The sequence below is a fragment of the Enterobacter sp. ECC-019 genome (genome assembly GCF_043974075.1).
Lineage (GTDB): Bacteria > Pseudomonadota > Gammaproteobacteria > Enterobacterales > Enterobacteriaceae > Enterobacter > Enterobacter asburiae_D.
In genome coordinates this window covers 3536149-3551365 of the sequence record NZ_CP143759.1, presented here as the reverse complement: position 1 = coordinate 3551365, position 15217 = coordinate 3536149, and the positions used below count along the sequence as shown (strand labels likewise).

The 15217-nt window shown below is 56.1% G+C and carries 13 protein-coding genes; 8 read left to right on the top strand and 5 right to left on the bottom strand.

The features are described 5' to 3' along the window. Positions 1 to 30 precede the first annotated feature (30 nt). Positions 31 to 1017, top strand: a complete 987-nt coding sequence (locus V1566_RS16845; RefSeq protein WP_395304050.1) for an IS110 family transposase — start codon at positions 31 to 33, stop codon at positions 1015 to 1017. Between the two features lie 61 nt (positions 1018 to 1078). Here the strand turns inward: V1566_RS16845 and znuB are convergent, their stop codons facing one another. Continuing rightward, positions 1079 to 1864: a zinc ABC transporter permease subunit ZnuB gene (gene znuB, locus V1566_RS16840; RefSeq protein ID WP_219323082.1), complete on the bottom strand. Its 786-nt coding sequence runs from the start codon at positions 1862 to 1864 to the stop codon at positions 1079 to 1081. Further along, on the bottom strand, positions 1861 to 2616 hold the full coding sequence (znuC, locus tag V1566_RS16835) for a zinc ABC transporter ATP-binding protein ZnuC (protein WP_045326743.1): 756 nt from the start codon (positions 2614 to 2616) through the stop codon (positions 1861 to 1863). The genes znuB and znuC overlap by 4 nt, the downstream gene beginning before the upstream one ends. Before the next feature lie 77 nt (positions 2617 to 2693). On the opposite strand from znuC, the gene znuA reads away from it, so the two are divergent. From znuA to lpxM, 3 genes are all read left to right on the top strand, one after another. After that, positions 2694 to 3638, top strand: a complete 945-nt coding sequence (gene znuA / locus V1566_RS16830; RefSeq protein WP_193941540.1) for a zinc ABC transporter substrate-binding protein ZnuA — start codon at positions 2694 to 2696, stop codon at positions 3636 to 3638. Between the two features lie 15 nt (positions 3639 to 3653). After that, positions 3654 to 4973 (top strand): murein DD-endopeptidase MepM, encoded by a 1320-nt coding sequence (gene mepM, locus V1566_RS16825; protein ID WP_024909694.1) that lies wholly within the window; start codon positions 3654 to 3656, stop codon positions 4971 to 4973. A gap of 122 nt (positions 4974 to 5095) precedes the next feature. After that, positions 5096 to 6067 (top strand): lauroyl-Kdo(2)-lipid IV(A) myristoyltransferase, encoded by a 972-nt coding sequence (gene lpxM / locus V1566_RS16820; RefSeq protein WP_395304049.1) that lies wholly within the window; start codon positions 5096 to 5098, stop codon positions 6065 to 6067. A gap of 45 nt (positions 6068 to 6112) precedes the next feature. Here the strand turns inward: lpxM and pyk are convergent, their stop codons facing one another. Then, positions 6113 to 7555 carry a pyruvate kinase gene (gene pyk / locus V1566_RS16815; RefSeq protein ID WP_008500455.1) on the bottom strand — a complete coding sequence of 481 codons (1443 nt, stop codon included), beginning with the start codon at positions 7553 to 7555 and terminating at the stop codon, positions 6113 to 6115. Positions 7556 to 7695: 140 nt separating this feature from the next. After that, positions 7696 to 8565, bottom strand: a complete 870-nt coding sequence (locus V1566_RS16810) for a MurR/RpiR family transcriptional regulator (protein ID WP_023312229.1) — start codon at positions 8563 to 8565, stop codon at positions 7696 to 7698. Between the two features lie 356 nt (positions 8566 to 8921). On the opposite strand from V1566_RS16810, the gene zwf reads away from it, so the two are divergent. From zwf to kdgA, 3 genes are all read left to right on the top strand, one after another. Then, entirely contained in the window at positions 8922 to 10397 is a 1476-nt protein-coding gene (gene zwf, locus V1566_RS16805; RefSeq protein ID WP_023312228.1) for a glucose-6-phosphate dehydrogenase, read from the top strand. Between the two features lie 233 nt (positions 10398 to 10630). Beyond that, complete coding sequence (gene edd / locus V1566_RS16800; RefSeq protein WP_395304048.1) at positions 10631 to 12442, top strand: phosphogluconate dehydratase; 1812 nt, start codon at positions 10631 to 10633, stop codon at positions 12440 to 12442. Positions 12443 to 12481: 39 nt separating this feature from the next. Then, positions 12482 to 13123 (top strand): bifunctional 4-hydroxy-2-oxoglutarate aldolase/2-dehydro-3-deoxy-phosphogluconate aldolase, encoded by a 642-nt coding sequence (gene kdgA / locus V1566_RS16795; RefSeq protein WP_014884307.1) that lies wholly within the window; start codon positions 12482 to 12484, stop codon positions 13121 to 13123. Positions 13124 to 13164: 41 nt separating this feature from the next. Here the strand turns inward: kdgA and purT are convergent, their stop codons facing one another. Next, positions 13165 to 14343 carry a formate-dependent phosphoribosylglycinamide formyltransferase gene (gene purT, locus V1566_RS16790; protein ID WP_395304047.1) on the bottom strand — a complete coding sequence of 393 codons (1179 nt, stop codon included), beginning with the start codon at positions 14341 to 14343 and terminating at the stop codon, positions 13165 to 13167. Between the two features lie 169 nt (positions 14344 to 14512). Between purT and V1566_RS16785 the strand changes: the two genes are divergently transcribed. After that, the gene (locus tag V1566_RS16785) at positions 14513 to 15160 is read left to right on the top strand and encodes a tellurite resistance TerB family protein (protein WP_023312225.1); all 648 of its coding nucleotides are present in this window, start codon (positions 14513 to 14515) and stop codon (positions 15158 to 15160) included. The last annotated feature ends 57 nt before the right edge of the window (positions 15161 to 15217 follow it).

Sequence of the window (15217 nt, the reverse complement as noted above, 5' to 3'; positions counted from 1 at the left end):
GTAATCCGCATTCACAAGGTTGGTTTCACTATGGAACAGGAACTTCACTTTATTGGTATCGACATCTCCAAAGCTAAGCTGGATGTCGATGTGTTGCGACCTGATGGCCGTCACCGCAGCAAAAAATTTACTAACACACCTAAAGGTCACGAGGAGCTGCTCAGCTGGCTCCGCAGCCATAATGTGGCTCAGGCACATGTCTGCATGGAAGCGACCAGCACCTATATGGAAGACGCAGCAGCATCCCTCAGCGATGCCGGTTTCACCGTATCCATCATCAACCCGGCTCTTGGTAAAGCCTTTGCGCAGAGCGAAGGCCTGCGCAGTAAAACCGATGCCGTTGATGCCCGTATGCTGGCAGAGTTCTGCCGGCAGAAGCGTCCGGTAGCCTGGGAGGCACCTCATCCGCTGGAGCGCGCGTTGCGGGCGCTGGTGCTGCGTCACCAGTCCCTGACAGACATGCACACGCAGGAGCTGAACCGTCGTGAGACGGCGCGGGAGGTGCAGATGCCGAGTATTGATGCGCACCTTCTGTGGCTGGAAGCGGAGCTGAAGCGGCTGGAGAAACAGATAAAGGACCTGACGGATGATGACCCGGACCTGAAGCACCGGCGAAAACTGCTGGACAGCATACCGGGTATCGGTGAAAAGACATCCGCGGTGCTGCTGGCGTATGTGGGGCTGAAGGACAGGTTCGGTCAGGCGCGGCAGTTCGCGGCTTTCGCAGGACTGACACCGCGGCAGCATGAATCCGGAAGCAGCGTACACAGGGCAAGCAGGATGAGTAAGGCAGGCCATGTCTCGCTTCGCAGGGCGCTGTATATGCCCGCGATGGTGGCGCTGTACAAAACGGAGTGGGGAAAAGCGTTCAGGGCGCGTCTGGAAAAGAACGGCAAGGGAGCGAAGCTGATAATCGGAGCGATGATGCGCAAGCTGGCGCAGGTGGCGTATGGCGTCCTGAAATCAGGACGCCCGTTCGATGCCACATTACATCAGGAAAATGCTTGCGTGGCATAACAGTATCTACAATTTGGCCTTTGTAGCCCCGGTAAGCGAAGCGCCACCGGGGACATACCCGCTACTGTGCGGTCTTCTTCATCATACTGAAGATAAACAATACCGCCGCACTCAGCACCACGGACGGCCCCGCAGGCGTGTCATAGAACGCCGAGAAGGTTAACCCACCCGTTACCGCAACCATCCCGACGATAACCGCCACACCCGCCATCTGCTCCGGCGTGCGGGCGAAACGACGCGCCGTGGCGGCAGGGATGATCAGCAGCGAGGTAATAATCAGCGCGCCGACAAACTTCATCGCTACACCGATCGTTAACGCCGTCACCAGCATCAGTAGCAGTTTTACGCGCTGCAGCTTCACGCCATCAACAAATGCCAGATCCGGGCTGACGGTCATCGCCAGTAAATTACGCCACTGCCAGAGCAGAATAGCGAGAACCACCACCACGCCAATGGCGATAGCGATGAGATCCTCCGGCGTCACGGCCAGCAGGTCACCGAAGAGGTAGGCCATCAGATCCACGCGGATGTTCGACATCAGGCTGACCACCACCAGACCCAGAGACAGGGCACTGTGCGCCATAATGCCAAGCAGCGTATCAATGGCGAGGTGAGGGCGTTTTTCCAGCCAGACCAGACCAGCGGCCAGCAGCAGCGTGACCACAATTACCGCGTAGAAGGGGTTCACATCCAGCAGCAGACCAAAGGCAACGCCCAGCAGTGACGCATGCGCCAGAGTATCGCCAAAATAGGACATTCTGCGCCAGACAACAAACGAGCCGAGTGGGCCCGCGGCGCAGGCAAGCATAATCCCGGCCAGCCAGCCAGGCAGTAACAGTTCAATCATGAGTGTCCATTTCCCCGACGCAGTACGATCCGTCCCTGTAAATCATGGCGATGATTATGATGATGGCGGTAAATGCCCAGCTGTTCAGCGCCGCGAGGGCCAAACATGGAGATAAATTCCGGGTGCATTGACACCACTTCAGGCGTACCGGAGCAGCAGATATGATGGTTGAGACAGAGCACTTCATCGGTTTTTGCCATCACCAGATGGAGATCGTGAGACACCATCAGCACTGCGCAATCAAGCTCTCGACGCAGCTGGTCGATCAAATCATAAAGCGCAACCTGACCATTCACATCCACACCCTGAGTCGGCTCATCCAGTACCAGCAGTTGCGGGCTGCTCAGCAGCGCACGGGCAAGTAAGACTCGCTGCGTTTCACCGCCGGACAGTTTTTGCAGCGGCGCATCGATGAGATGGCCCGCCTGCACGCGTTTCAGTGCCGGGAGAATATCGGCTTTCCGTGTACCGGGGCGCAGACGCAGGAAACGGCTGACCGTCAGCGGCAGCGTGGCATCGAGGTGAAGTTTTTGCGGCACATAGCCAATACGCAATTTTTCCTCGCGCTTGATCACGCCTTCATCGGGTGCGACCAGACCCAGCACCACACGCACCAGGGTGGATTTGCCTGCGCCATTGGGACCAAGCAGCGTCAGAATTTTGCCGGGCTTCAGATCGAGCGACACGTCAGAGAGGACGCGGCGCTGGCCGAATGAGACCGAAATATTTTCAAGAGAAACCAATGTCGTCATGTCATTTTAAGCTTGAAGAAGTCAACGAATGTTATAATATCACATTCCACGCATTCACTACGATGATTAGTCGCATTATGTTACATAAAAATACGCTTCTTTTCGCAGCATTATCCGCTGCCCTTTGGGGTACAACCGCACAAGATGTTAACGCTGCGGTTGTCGCTTCGCTTAAACCACTCGGATTCATCGCCTCGGCCATTGCCGACGGGGTAACGGAAACCCAGGTTCTGCTCCCTGATGGTGCATCTGAGCATGACTATTCCCTGCGCCCGTCAGATGTAAAACGCTTACAAAACGCGGACTTAGTCGTCTGGATTGGTCCGGAAATGGAAGCGTTCATGCAGAAGTCAGCAAAACAGGTTGCTGGCGAAAAGCAGGTCGCGATTGCCGCTCTCCCCGGCGTGAAACCGTTGCTCATGAAAGGGGCGGATGACGACGGCGACGAACATGACCATCATGCTGCAGACGGTGAAAAAGGTGATGGAGATCACCATCACGGCGAGTACAACATGCATCTTTGGTTATCCCCAGAGATAGCGCGGCTTTCAGCGGTTGCAATCCATGACAAATTAGTGGAACTTATGCCGCAAAGTCGAGCCAAACTAGACGCCAACCTGAAGGATTTTGAGGCACAATTAGCCGCAACCGATAAGCAGGTAGGTAATGAGCTCGCACCGTTGAAAGGTAAAGGGTATTTCGTTTTTCATGACGCCTACGGCTACTATGAAAAACATTACGGTTTGACCCCGCTGGGTCACTTCACCGTCAACCCTGAAATTCAGCCTGGTGCGCAGCGTTTACATGAAATCAGAACACAGCTGGTTGAGCAAAAAGCGACATGCGTTTTTGCTGAGCCACAGTTCAGGCCAGCGGTCGTAGAAGCCGTGGCCAGGGGAACATCCGTGCGCATGGGAACCCTTGACCCGCTAGGTACGAATATCCAGTTGAGCAAAGCGAGCTATTCGCAGTTTCTCAGCCAACTGGCGAACCAGTATGCGAGCTGCCTGAAAGGAGATTAACGAGGAAGTGAATACGTGCAACAGATAGCCCGCTCTGTCGCCCTGGCATTTAACAATCTGCCTCGACCCCACCGCGTTATGCTGGGGTCGCTTACAGTACTCACCTTAGCGGTCGCCGTCTGGCGGCCCTATGTTTACCACCCGAGTTCTGCCCCTATCATCAAAACCATTGAGCTTGAAAAAAGCGAAATCCGTTCTTTGCTGCCTGAAGCCAGTGAGCCTATCGACCAGGCGGCTCAGGAAGATGAAGCCATCCCGCAGGATGAACTGGACGATAAAACCGAGAACGAAGCGGGTATCCACGAATATGTTGTGTCTACCGGGGACACGCTGAGCAGCGTACTGAACCAGTACGGCATCGACATGGGTAATATCAGCCAGCTGGCGGCTGCGGATAAAGATCTTCGTAACCTGAAAATCGGACAACAGCTCTCCTGGACATTAACAGCGGATGGCGATCTCCAGCGTCTGACCTGGGAAATGTCCCGCCGCGAAACCCGCACCTACGATCGCACTGCAAACGGTTTCAAGATGACCAGCGAAATGCAGAAGGGCGACTGGGTTAACAGCGTTCTGAAAGGCACCGTGGGCGCGAGCTTTGTCTCCAGCGCGCGAGATGCAGGCTTGACCAGCGCTGAAATCAGCTCGGTGATCAAAGCCATGCAGTGGCAGATGGATTTCCGCAAGCTGAAGAAGGGCGATGAGTTCTCCGTCCTGATGTCCCGCGAAATGCTGGACGGCAAGCGCGAGCAAAGCCAGCTGCTGGGCGTACGTCTGCGCTCCGAGGGCAAAGATTACTACGCGATTCGTGCCGAAGACGGTAAGTTCTATGACCGCAGCGGTACGGGCCTTGCGAAAGGCTTCCTGCGCTTCCCGACGGCAAAACAGTTCCGCGTCTCCTCTAACTTTAACCCGCGTCGTCTGAACCCGGTAACCGGGCGCGTCGCGCCGCACCGTGGTGTTGACTTTGCGATGCCGCAGGGCACGCCGGTACTGGCGGTAGGGGATGGCGAAGTGGTGGTGGCCAAGCGTAGCGGTGCCGCCGGATATTATGTTGCGGTACGTCATGGTCGTACTTATACGACCCGCTATATGCACCTGCGTAAGCTGCTGGTCAAACCGGGCCAGAAGGTGAAGCGCGGTGACCGTATCGCGATCTCCGGCAATACCGGACGCTCTACTGGCCCGCACCTGCACTATGAAGTGTGGATCAACCAGCAAGCAGTGAACCCGCTGACGGCGAAACTGCCGCGCACCGAAGGCCTGACAGGTAAAGATCGTACTGATTATCTGGCGCAGGTGAAAGAGGTGATGCCGCAGCTGAGCCTAAACTAAGCTCTCTGTTTTTGTTAAAAAAGCCGGCGTCACACTGACGCCGGCTTTTTCTTTTGTGCGTGGGCGACTGCCTCGCTACACTATCTGAATAAAATTTTGCGTCATCAGACCCTGGATCCAGCATGGAAACCCAAAAAAACAATATTGAATACATTCCTGAGTTTGAAAAATCCTTTCGCCATCCGCGCAACTGGGGCGCCTGGCTTGGTGTTTACACCTTTGCGGGGATGGCGATGCTGCCTGCCTCTGTTCGCGATCCTGTTCTGGGTAAAATTGGCCGTCTGGCCGGACGTTTAGGCAAGAGCGCCCGCCGCCGCGCGCAGATCAACCTCTACTACTGTTTCCCTGAGAAAAGCGACGCCGAGCGCGAGGCAATCATTGATGAGATGTATACCACCGCGCCGCAGGCAATGGCGATGATGGCGGAACTGGCGCTGAAAGGGCCGGATAAAATCGTCGATCGCGTTGACTGGAAAGGGCTGGACATCATCGAGGAGATGCGCCGCAATGACGAGAAAGTCATTTTCCTCGTCCCCCACGGCTGGGGCGTTGATATTCCGGCGATGCTCATGGCGTCTCAGGGGCAGAAAATGGCGGCGATGTTCCATAACCAGGGAAATAAAATCTACGATTTTGTCTGGAATACGGTGCGTCGTCGTTTTGGCGGACGTTTGCATGCGCGTAACGATGGCATTAAGCCCTTCATTCAGTCGGTGCGTCAGGGGTACTGGGGCTACTATCTGCCGGATCAGGACCACGGCCCCGAGCACAGCGAGTTTGTCGATTTCTTTGCGACCTATAAAGCGACGCTTCCCGCGATTGGTCGCCTGATGAAAGTCTGTCGTGCCCGCGTGATCCCGCTATTCCCGGTCTATGACGGCAAAACGCATCGTCTGAGTATTGAGGTCCGTCCGCCGATGGACGATCTGCTCACCGCGGACGACCACACCATCGCGCGTCGAATGAACGAAGAGGTGGAGATACTGGTGGGGCCGCATGCCGAACAGTACACGTGGATACTGAAGCTGCTTAAAACGCGGAAACCGGGTGAAACAGAGCCCTATAAACGCAAAGAACTTTATCCGAGGAAATAAAAAAAGCCCTCTCCATCTGGAGAGGGCTTTTTAACACAGACGTTATTACTCGACGGTCATAACGCGCGTGGTGTTGGTTGAGCCGATGGTGCTCATCACATCGCCCTGAGTCACAATGACGATATCACCGGACACCAGATAGCCTTTGTCGCGTAGCAGGTTTACGGCATCGTGTGCCGCAGCTACGCCGTCGTTGGTGCTGTCGAAGTGAACCGGCGTCACGCCGCGGTACAGCGCCGTCAGGTTCAGGGTACGTTCGTGACGGGACATGGCGAAGATCGGCAGACCAGAGCTGATACGAGAGGTCATCAGCGCGGTGCGGCCAGATTCGGTCATGGTGATGATCGCGGTAACGCCTTTCAGGTGGTTTGCCGCGTACATCGCAGACATCGCAATAGCTTCTTCTACGTTATCGAACTGCACGTCCAGACGGTGTTTAGAGACGTTGATGCTTGGGATCTTTTCAGCGCCCAGGCAGACGCGCGCCATGGCGGCCACGGTTTCTGCCGGATACTGGCCCGCAGCGGTTTCCGCTGAGAGCATCACGGCATCGGTACCGTCCAGCACGGCGTTAGCCACGTCCATGACTTCCGCACGGGTTGGCATTGGATTGGTGATCATAGATTCCATCATCTGAGTGGCGGTGATCACCGCGCGGTTCAGCTGACGTGCGCGACGAATCAGTGCTTTCTGGATACCTACCAGCTCAGGGTCGCCGATTTCCACGCCCAGGTCACCGCGCGCAACCATTACCACGTCAGACGCGAGGATCACATCGTCCATGGCATCCTGATCGCAAACGGCTTCCGCGCGTTCAACTTTAGCGACAATTTTGGCATCGCAGCCTGCATCACGTGCCAGGCGACGCGCATAGTTCAGATCTTCGCCGCAGCGCGGGAAGGAGACAGCCAGGTAGTCAACGCCAATCAGCGCGGCAGTCACGATGTCCGCTTTGTCTTTATCGGTAAGCGCTTCTGCAGAGAGGCCACCACCCAGTTTGTTGATGCCTTTATTGTTGGAGAGCGGGCCGCCGACGGTGACTTCGGTGAACACTTTCATGCCCTGAACTTCCAGCACCTTCAGCTGTACGCGACCGTCGTCGAGCAGCAGGATATCGCCAGGCACCACGTCAGCCGGCAGGCCTTTATAGTCGATACCGACTTTCTCTTTATCGCCTTCGCCTTTGCCCAGGTTGGCATCCAGCAGGAATTTGTCGCCGATATTGAGGAAAACTTTACCCTCTTTAAAAGTCGATACACGAATTTTTGGACCCTGCAAATCGCCGAGGATAGCCACGTGGCGGCCCAGTTTTGCTGCGATTTCACGCACTTTATCGGCACGTAATTTATGGTCTTCTGGCGTACCGTGAGAGAAGTTCATACGCACCACGTTGGCACCAGCGGCGATAATTTTCTCAAGATTGTTATCGCGATCGGTGGCCGGGCCTAAGGTGGTTACGATCTTGGTTCTGCGAAGCCTTCTGGACATGTAATACTCCGTTGACTGAAACAACTTTGGTGTTGCGTGAACATTGAATCGATCTTCATCTGCTGCAAGGCAGCGGAGAGTGGACCGAATGCCGTAAATCGTTACATCGTAATTATTGGTTACGTCTTCGTTATCAACTATCAGGGAACATCGCTCTTTATAAGCAATTCTTTATCAAAACGCGATTCCTTCAGCGCTTCCTTGACCCGCTTCAAGTTATCCCTGAATTTTGCGCCCCGACGTAAGGTAAAACCGGTCGCCAGCACGTCAATCACGGTGAGCTGCGCCAGCCGGGAAACCATCGGCATATAAATGTCGGTGTCTTCCGGTACGTCAAGGGTGATCGCCAGCGTCGCCTCACGCGCCAGCGGCGTGCCTGCGGTGGTGAGGGCAATCACCATGGCATCGTTTTCACGGGCCAGTTGCGCCAGCTCTACCTGACTTTTGGTGCGGCCGGTATGCGAAATCAGCACCACGACGTCATCCTCACTGCAATTCATACAGCTCATGCGTTGCAGCACAATGTCATCGGAATAAATAACCGGGACGTTAAAGCGGAAAAATTTGTTCATCGCGTCATGCGCCACGGCCGCCGATGAACCGAGACCAAAGAACGCAATCCGCTTGGCCTGGGTGAGTAAATCCACCGCGCGATTCACGGAGCTCATGTCCAGAGACTGACGGACGTGGTCGAGCGAAGCCATAGCCGATTCAAAAATTTTCGCGGTATAGGCATCAACGCTGTCGTCTTCATCCACATTACGATTAACATAAGGGGTGCCATTAGCCAGACTTTGTGCCAGATGCAGTTTAAAATCAGGAAAGCCGCGCGTTTCCAGGCTGCGGCAAAAGCGATTGACCGTCGGTTCGCTAACACCCGCTTCCTGTGCCAGAGCGGCGATGCTTGAATGAATCGCCTGAGCGGGAGAGGCGAGAATGACCTCGGCCACTTTTCGCTCGGATTTGCTAAGGTGTTCCAGTTGAAACTGGATTTTTTCCAGCATGTTCATGTTAACAGGATGCTCATGGGTGTAAACGATTTCATAAATTGATGAAATCATGATTCGATTTAGCCGATATTACCCTTGTGGCTTCCCTAAAGGGTAATAATCGACAAGATAATGTTGTTGTTTTTTTTCATTACTTGATCGGTGTCGGGTTTTGCTGTGACCCTGTTGCGCAAAGAAACGGCGGTTGTTGCGTCATTGCGCCGTCGTAATCCTCCAGAGGGGGAAAAATCGCGGTATCGCACGCGACGATAAGCGCTAATGGTTTCGGGAATGACGTAAAAGCAGTACAGTGCATTGTAATAAAATTACAACGATACCTGGCAGAAGTACCAGGTGATCCAACTGAGGAGAATGACATGGCGGTAACGCAAACAGCCCAGGCATGTGACCTGGTCATTTTCGGCGCGAAAGGCGACCTTGCACGCCGAAAATTGCTGCCTTCCCTGTATCAACTGGAGAAAGCGGGCCAAATTCATCCGGATACCCGTATCCTGGGTGTAGGGCGCGCCGACTGGGACAAGGACGCTTATACCAAAGTCGTCCGCGAGGCGCTCGAAACTTTCATGAAAGAAAAAATTGATGAAAGTTTGTGGGATACCCTGAGTGGACGTCTCGATTTCTGCAACCTGGACGTCAATGACGTCAGCGCGTTTACCCGCTTAGGCGCGATGCTGGATCAGAAAAACCGTGTCACTATTAACTATTTCGCCATGCCGCCAAGCACCTTCGGCGCCATCTGCAAAGGTCTGGGCGAAGCCAAACTGAACGCCAAACCGGCGCGCGTCGTGATGGAGAAGCCGCTGGGTACGTCGCTGGCAACCTCGCGCGAAATCAACGACCAGGTGGGCGAGTTCTTTGAAGAGTGCCAGGTCTATCGTATCGACCACTATCTCGGTAAAGAGACAGTACTGAACCTGCTGGCGCTGCGTTTCGCTAACTCCCTGTTTGTAAATAACTGGGACAACCGCACTATCGACCACGTTGAAATCACCGTGGCGGAAGAGGTGGGGATTGAAGGCCGCTGGGGTTACTTTGACCAGGCCGGTCAGATGCGCGACATGATCCAGAACCACCTGCTGCAAATTCTGTGCATGATTGCCATGTCTCCACCGTCTGATCTGACGGCTGACAGCATCCGTGACGCAAAAGTGAAGGTGCTGAAGTCACTGCGCCGCATTGACCGTTCCAACGTGCGTGAGAAGACCGTTCGCGGCCAGTACACCGCCGGGTTTGCGCAAGGCAAAAAAGTACCTGGCTACCTGGAAGAAGAGGGCGCGAACAAGTCCAGCAATACCGAGACGTTCGTGGCGATCCGCGTGGATATCGACGACTGGCGTTGGGCGGGGGTGCCGTTCTACCTGCGCACCGGTAAGCGTCTGCCGGCCAAGTGCTCCGAAGTGGTGGTTTACTTCAAAAACCCGGAACTGAACCTGTTCAAAGAATCCTGGCAGGAACTGCCGCAGAACAAACTGACCATTCGTCTGCAGCCGGACGAGGGCGTGGATATCCAGATCCTGAACAAAGTGCCGGGCCTGGATCATAAACATAACCTGCAGACCACCAAGCTGGATCTGAGCTACTCCGAAACCTTCAACCAGACGCACCTGGCCGATGCTTATGAGCGTCTGCTGCTGGAAACCATGCGCGGTATCCAGGCGCTGTTCGTGCGCCGCGATGAAGTAGAAGAGGCGTGGAAATGGGTCGACTCCATCACCGAAGCCTGGGCTGCCGATCAGGATGCGCCAAAACCGTATCAGGCGGGGACCTGGGGACCTGTCGCGTCGGTTGCGATGATCACCCGCGATGGGCGCTCCTGGAACGAGTTTGAGTAAGATAATCCTCTAGCTCGAAAGTGTTATTTTACCGGTAACATGATCTAACACAGCTAGTGGCACAATTTTCAACTTTTAAGCTCCGCGTGGATTCACCCGCGGAGCTTTTTTTATTACACTGCCGGAAGTGATTTTGCCCCTGAGCTCCGGACAGCAAGCGTTTCAGCGTTGTTAACAACTGCCAGCGACTTTGTAAACTCCCGAGCCCGGACAGATAAATTAGAGGAGCTTTTATGAATCCGATATTGTTACGCGTAACACAGCGCATTATTGAGCGCTCGAAAGAGACCCGCTCGGCCTACCTCGCCCGGATTGAACAGGCAAAGCGCAACACAGTACATCGCTCGCAGCTGGCCTGCGGGAACCTGGCGCACGGCTTCGCCGCCTGCCAGCCTGATGATAAAGCGTCGCTGAAAAGCATGTTGCGTAACAATATCGCCATCATTACCTCCTATAACGATATGCTTTCCGCTCATCAGCCGTATGAGGTCTATCCCACTATCATCCGTAACGCGCTGCACAGCGTGAATGCCGTGGGCCAGGTGGCTGGCGGCGTGCCTGCCATGTGCGACGGCGTGACGCAAGGGCAGGACGGCATGGAGCTGTCCCTGCTGAGCCGCGAAGTGATTGCCATGTCCGCGGCAATTGGCCTGTCACACAACATGTTTGATGGCGCGCTGTATCTCGGCGTGTGCGACAAGATTGTCCCGGGCCTGGTAATGGCGGCGCTGTCGTTTGGGCATCTGCCTGCGATCTTCGTGCCGTCAGGCCCAATGGCGAGCGGTCTGCCGAACAAAGAAAAAGTGCGTATCCGCCAGCTGTACGCGGAGGGGAAAGCAGACCGTCAGGCGCTGCTGGAGGCGGAAGCCGCGTCCTATCATGCGCCGGGGACCTGTACGTTCTACGGTACGGCTAACACTAACCAGATGGTGGTGGAATTTATGGGGATGCAGCTTCCGGGCTCGTCCTTTATCCAGCCGGATGCGCCGCTGCGCAAGGCGCTGACCGAGGCCGCAGCCCGTCAGGTTACGCGTCTGACCGGCAACGGCAACGAATGGATGCCGATGGGCAAAATGGTCGACGAAAAAGTCATCGTCAACGGAATTGTCGCGCTGCTGGCAACCGGCGGGTCAACCAACCACACCATGCACCTGGTGGCCATGGCGCGTGCCGCGGGCATTCTGATTAACTGGGATGACTTCTCCGAGATCTCTTCCGTGGTGCCGCTGATGGCACGCCTGTACCCGAACGGTCCGGCGGATATTAACCACTTCCAGGCCGCAGGCGGCGTACCGCTGCTGATGCGCGAGCTGCTGAAAGGCGGACTGCTGCATGAAGACGTAAATACTGTGGCGGGCTTTGGCCTGCAGCGCTACACCCAGGAACCGTGGCTGAACAACGGCGAGCTGGACTGGCGCGAAGGGGCGAGTGCGTCTCTTGATGCGCAGGTGATTGCCACCATCGACAAACCGTTCTCGCCTCACGGTGGCACCAAAGTGCTGAGCGGCAACCTCGGTCGCGCGGTAATGAAGACCTCTGCCGTACCGGAAGAGAACCAGATTATCGAAGCGCCGGCGGTGGTGTTTGAAAGCCAGCACGACGTGTTACCTGCCTTTGACGCCGGTCTGCTCGATAAAGACTGCGTGGTGGTGGTGCGTCACCAGGGGCCTAAAGCTAACGGGATGCCAGAATTACATAAACTTATGCCACCACTTGGTGTATTATTGGACCGCCGTTTCAAAATTGCGTTAGTCACCGATGGACGCCTCTCTGGGGCATCCGGTAAAGTGCCTTCAGCCATCCACGTGACGCCGGAAGCCTACGACGGCGGGTTGCTGGCGAAAGTGCGCGACGGTGACATGATCCGCGTGAACGGTCAGACGGGCGAGTTAACCCTGCTGGTCGATGACGCCGAGCTGGCGGCACGTCAGCCCCATATTCCTGACCTGAGCGCATCGCGCGTGGGGACAGGACGCGAAATGTTCAGCGCGCTGCGTGAGAAACTCTCCGGTGCGGAGCAGGGCGCAACCTGTATTACGTTTTAAGACGACTTGATTTTAACGATCTGGCGAGAGAAAACTCTGATGAAAAACTGGAAAACAAGTGCAGAAGCAATCCTGACCACTGGCCCTGTCGTGCCGGTTATCGTGGTAAACAAGCTGGAGCACGCTGTTCCGATGGCGAAAGCGCTGGTTGCGGGCGGCGTTCGCGTTCTGGAAGTCACCCTGCGTACAGCCTGCGCGATGGACGCTATCCGCGCGATTGCCAAAGAAGTGCCGGACGCCATCATCGGTGCGGGTACTGTTCTCAACGCGCAGCAGCTGGCAGAAGTGACCGAAGCGGGCGCGCAGTTCGCCATCAGCCCTGGCCTGACCGAGCCGCTGCTGAAAGCCGCCACTGAAGGTACCATTCCGCTGATCCCGGGCATCAGCACCGTCTCTGAACTGATGCTGGGCATGGACTACGGTCTGAAAGAGTTCAAATTCTTCCCGGCTGAAGCGAACGGCGGCACCAAAGCGCTGCAGGCGATTGCGGGTCCATTCTCTCAGGTACGCTTCTGCCCGACGGGCGGTATCTCTCCTGCCAACTACCGTGACTACCTGGCGCTGAAAAGCGTGCTGTGCATCGGTGGTTCATGGCTGGTTCCGGCGGATGCGCTGGAAGCGGGTGACTGGGATCGCATCACCAAACTGGCTCGTGAAGCGGTTGAAGGCGCGAAGCAGTAAGCCATTCGCCATATGAAAAACGGGCCTTACGGCCCGTTTTTTTATCCTGTAACCTTGACGCTCGCAGCGGCCGCTTTCGCTCTCGCCACGGCGTCGTCAACGTTATCCCCGGTGGCTAACGCCACGCCAAGACGGCGGGTTCCGTCGATCTCCGGCTTGCCGAACAAACGTACCTGCAATCCTGCACCCACCGCCCCGTCGACGTTATCAAACGTGACGTTCTGGCTGGTTAACTGCGGCAGGATCACCGCCGAGGCGGCCGGGCCATACTGACGGATACCGCCGACAGGCAGGCCGAGGAACGCGCGCACGTGCAGGGCGAACTCGGAGAGATCCTGCGAAATCAGCGTCACCATGCCGGTGTCATGCGGGCGAGGGGAGACTTCGCTGAAAATCACCTCATCACCGCAGACAAACAGCTCCACGCCGAACAGGCCATAGCCGCCCAGCGCGAGGACGGTTTTACGGGCGATATCCTGAGCACGCTCCAGCGCCAGGGGGCTCATCTGCTGCGGCTGCCAGGATTCGCGGTAATCGCCATCTTCCTGACGGTGGCCAATCGGGTCGCAGAAATGAACGCCGTCAACGGCGCTGACGGTCAGCAGGGTGATTTCGAAATCAAATTTCACTACGCCTTCGACGATGACGCGACCGGCTCCGGCACGGCCACCCTGCTGGGCATAATCCCACGCCTTATCCAGGGTGCTGCTGTCGCGAATAAAGCTCTGTCCTTTTCCGGAGGAGCTCATCACCGGCTTAACGATGCACGGGCAGCCAATCTCCTCGACGGCCTTCAGGAATGCGGCCTTATCGCCAGCAAAACGGTAGCTCGAGGTGGGCAACCCCAGCTCTTCCGCCGCCAGGCGACGAATGCCTTCGCGGTTCATGGTCAGCTTTGCGGCTTTCGCGCAGGGCACCACGCGCTGGCCTTCCTGCTCGAGGGCGATCAGCGTATCGGTAGCAATGGCTTCAATTTCCGGAACGACAAAATCGGGTTTCTCGCGCGTAATCAATTCGCGAAGGGCATCGCCATCCAGCATGTTAATCACATAAGAACGGTGGGCGACGTGCATGGCGGGTGCGTCGGCGTAACGGTCTACGGCAATGACTTCCACACCTAAACGCTGGCACTCAATGGCGACCTCTTTCCCCAGCTCGCCCGATCCCAACAGCATCACTCGCGTCGCCGCAGGTCGCAGCGCAGTTCCTAAACGAATCATAACAATCCCCCTGAAAAAGTTGCGCGCAGTATAAACGAAAACGTTTGCGTCTGTCTTGTGCACGGCTAAAGGAGGGGCAGAAATTTGCGCTTCTTTAGCCCGACCAGACGTTTCCTGACGCCCGCTCGCTTACGCTGTGGAACATATTCACCGTTAAGTGAGGGAAACCATGTCTGGCTGGTTAAATCAACTGCAATCCCTGTTAGGGCAGAAAACATCGTCTGGCGAGAGGGACCTTAGCAAACTGCTGGTACCCGGGGCGCTCGGCGGGCTGGCAGGCCTGCTGGTCGCGAATAAATCCTCACGCAAGCTGCTGGCAAAGTATGGCACAGGCGCGCTGCTGGCCGGCGGTGGCGCCATCGCGGGCACCGTGCTGTGGAATAAATACAAGGACAGGGTACGGACCGCGCACAGCGATGAACCGCATTATGGCGAGCACACCTCGCCGCTGGATCTGCGCACCGAACGGCTCATTCTTGCGCTGGTTTTTGCCGCAAAAAGTGACGGGCACATTGACGATAAAGAACGATCGGCGATCGAGCAGCAGTTGCGCGAAGCCGGTGTCGAAGAGAAGGGAAGAGTGCTGGTGGCGCAGGCGATAGAACAGCCGCTCGAGCCGCAGCGTCTTGCGCAAAGTGTGAAAAATGAGGAAGAGGCGCTGGAGCTCTATTTCCTCAGCTGTGCCGCCATCGATATCGATCACTTTATGGAGCGGAGCTACCTTAACGCCCTGGGCGATGCGTTAAAGATCCCTCAGGACGTGCGCGAGGGCATTGAGCGGGATATCCGGGAACAAAAACAGGCGTTACAGGGATAGCCGTCGCCGTCGAGATGCTGTTTCGCTTGCATCATGCGTGGGTTTTGCCACCCTTAT

Bases quoted from the DNA above. Each gene is read 5' to 3' on its own strand.
- V1566_RS16845 (WP_395304050.1), top strand. From the start codon at position 31: ATGGAACAGGAACTTCACTTTATTGGTATCGACATCTCCAAAGCTAAG.
- znuB (WP_219323082.1), bottom strand. From the start codon at position 1,864: ATGATTGAACTGTTACTGCCTGGCTGGCTGGCCGGGATTATGCTTGCC.
- znuC (WP_045326743.1), bottom strand. From the start codon at position 2,616: ATGACGACATTGGTTTCTCTTGAAAATATTTCGGTCTCATTCGGCCAG.
- znuA (WP_193941540.1), top strand. From the start codon at position 2,694: ATGTTACATAAAAATACGCTTCTTTTCGCAGCATTATCCGCTGCCCTT.
- lpxM (WP_395304049.1), top strand. From the start codon at position 5,096: ATGGAAACCCAAAAAAACAATATTGAATACATTCCTGAGTTTGAAAAA.
- pyk (WP_008500455.1), bottom strand. From the start codon at position 7,555: ATGTCCAGAAGGCTTCGCAGAACCAAGATCGTAACCACCTTAGGCCCG.
- V1566_RS16810 (WP_023312229.1), bottom strand. From the start codon at position 8,565: ATGAACATGCTGGAAAAAATCCAGTTTCAACTGGAACACCTTAGCAAA.
- zwf (WP_023312228.1), top strand. From the start codon at position 8,922: ATGGCGGTAACGCAAACAGCCCAGGCATGTGACCTGGTCATTTTCGGC.
- edd (WP_395304048.1), top strand. From the start codon at position 10,631: ATGAATCCGATATTGTTACGCGTAACACAGCGCATTATTGAGCGCTCG.
- kdgA (WP_014884307.1), top strand. From the start codon at position 12,482: ATGAAAAACTGGAAAACAAGTGCAGAAGCAATCCTGACCACTGGCCCT.
- purT (WP_395304047.1), bottom strand. From the start codon at position 14,343: ATGATTCGTTTAGGAACTGCGCTGCGACCTGCGGCGACGCGAGTGATG.
- V1566_RS16785 (WP_023312225.1), top strand. From the start codon at position 14,513: ATGTCTGGCTGGTTAAATCAACTGCAATCCCTGTTAGGGCAGAAAACA.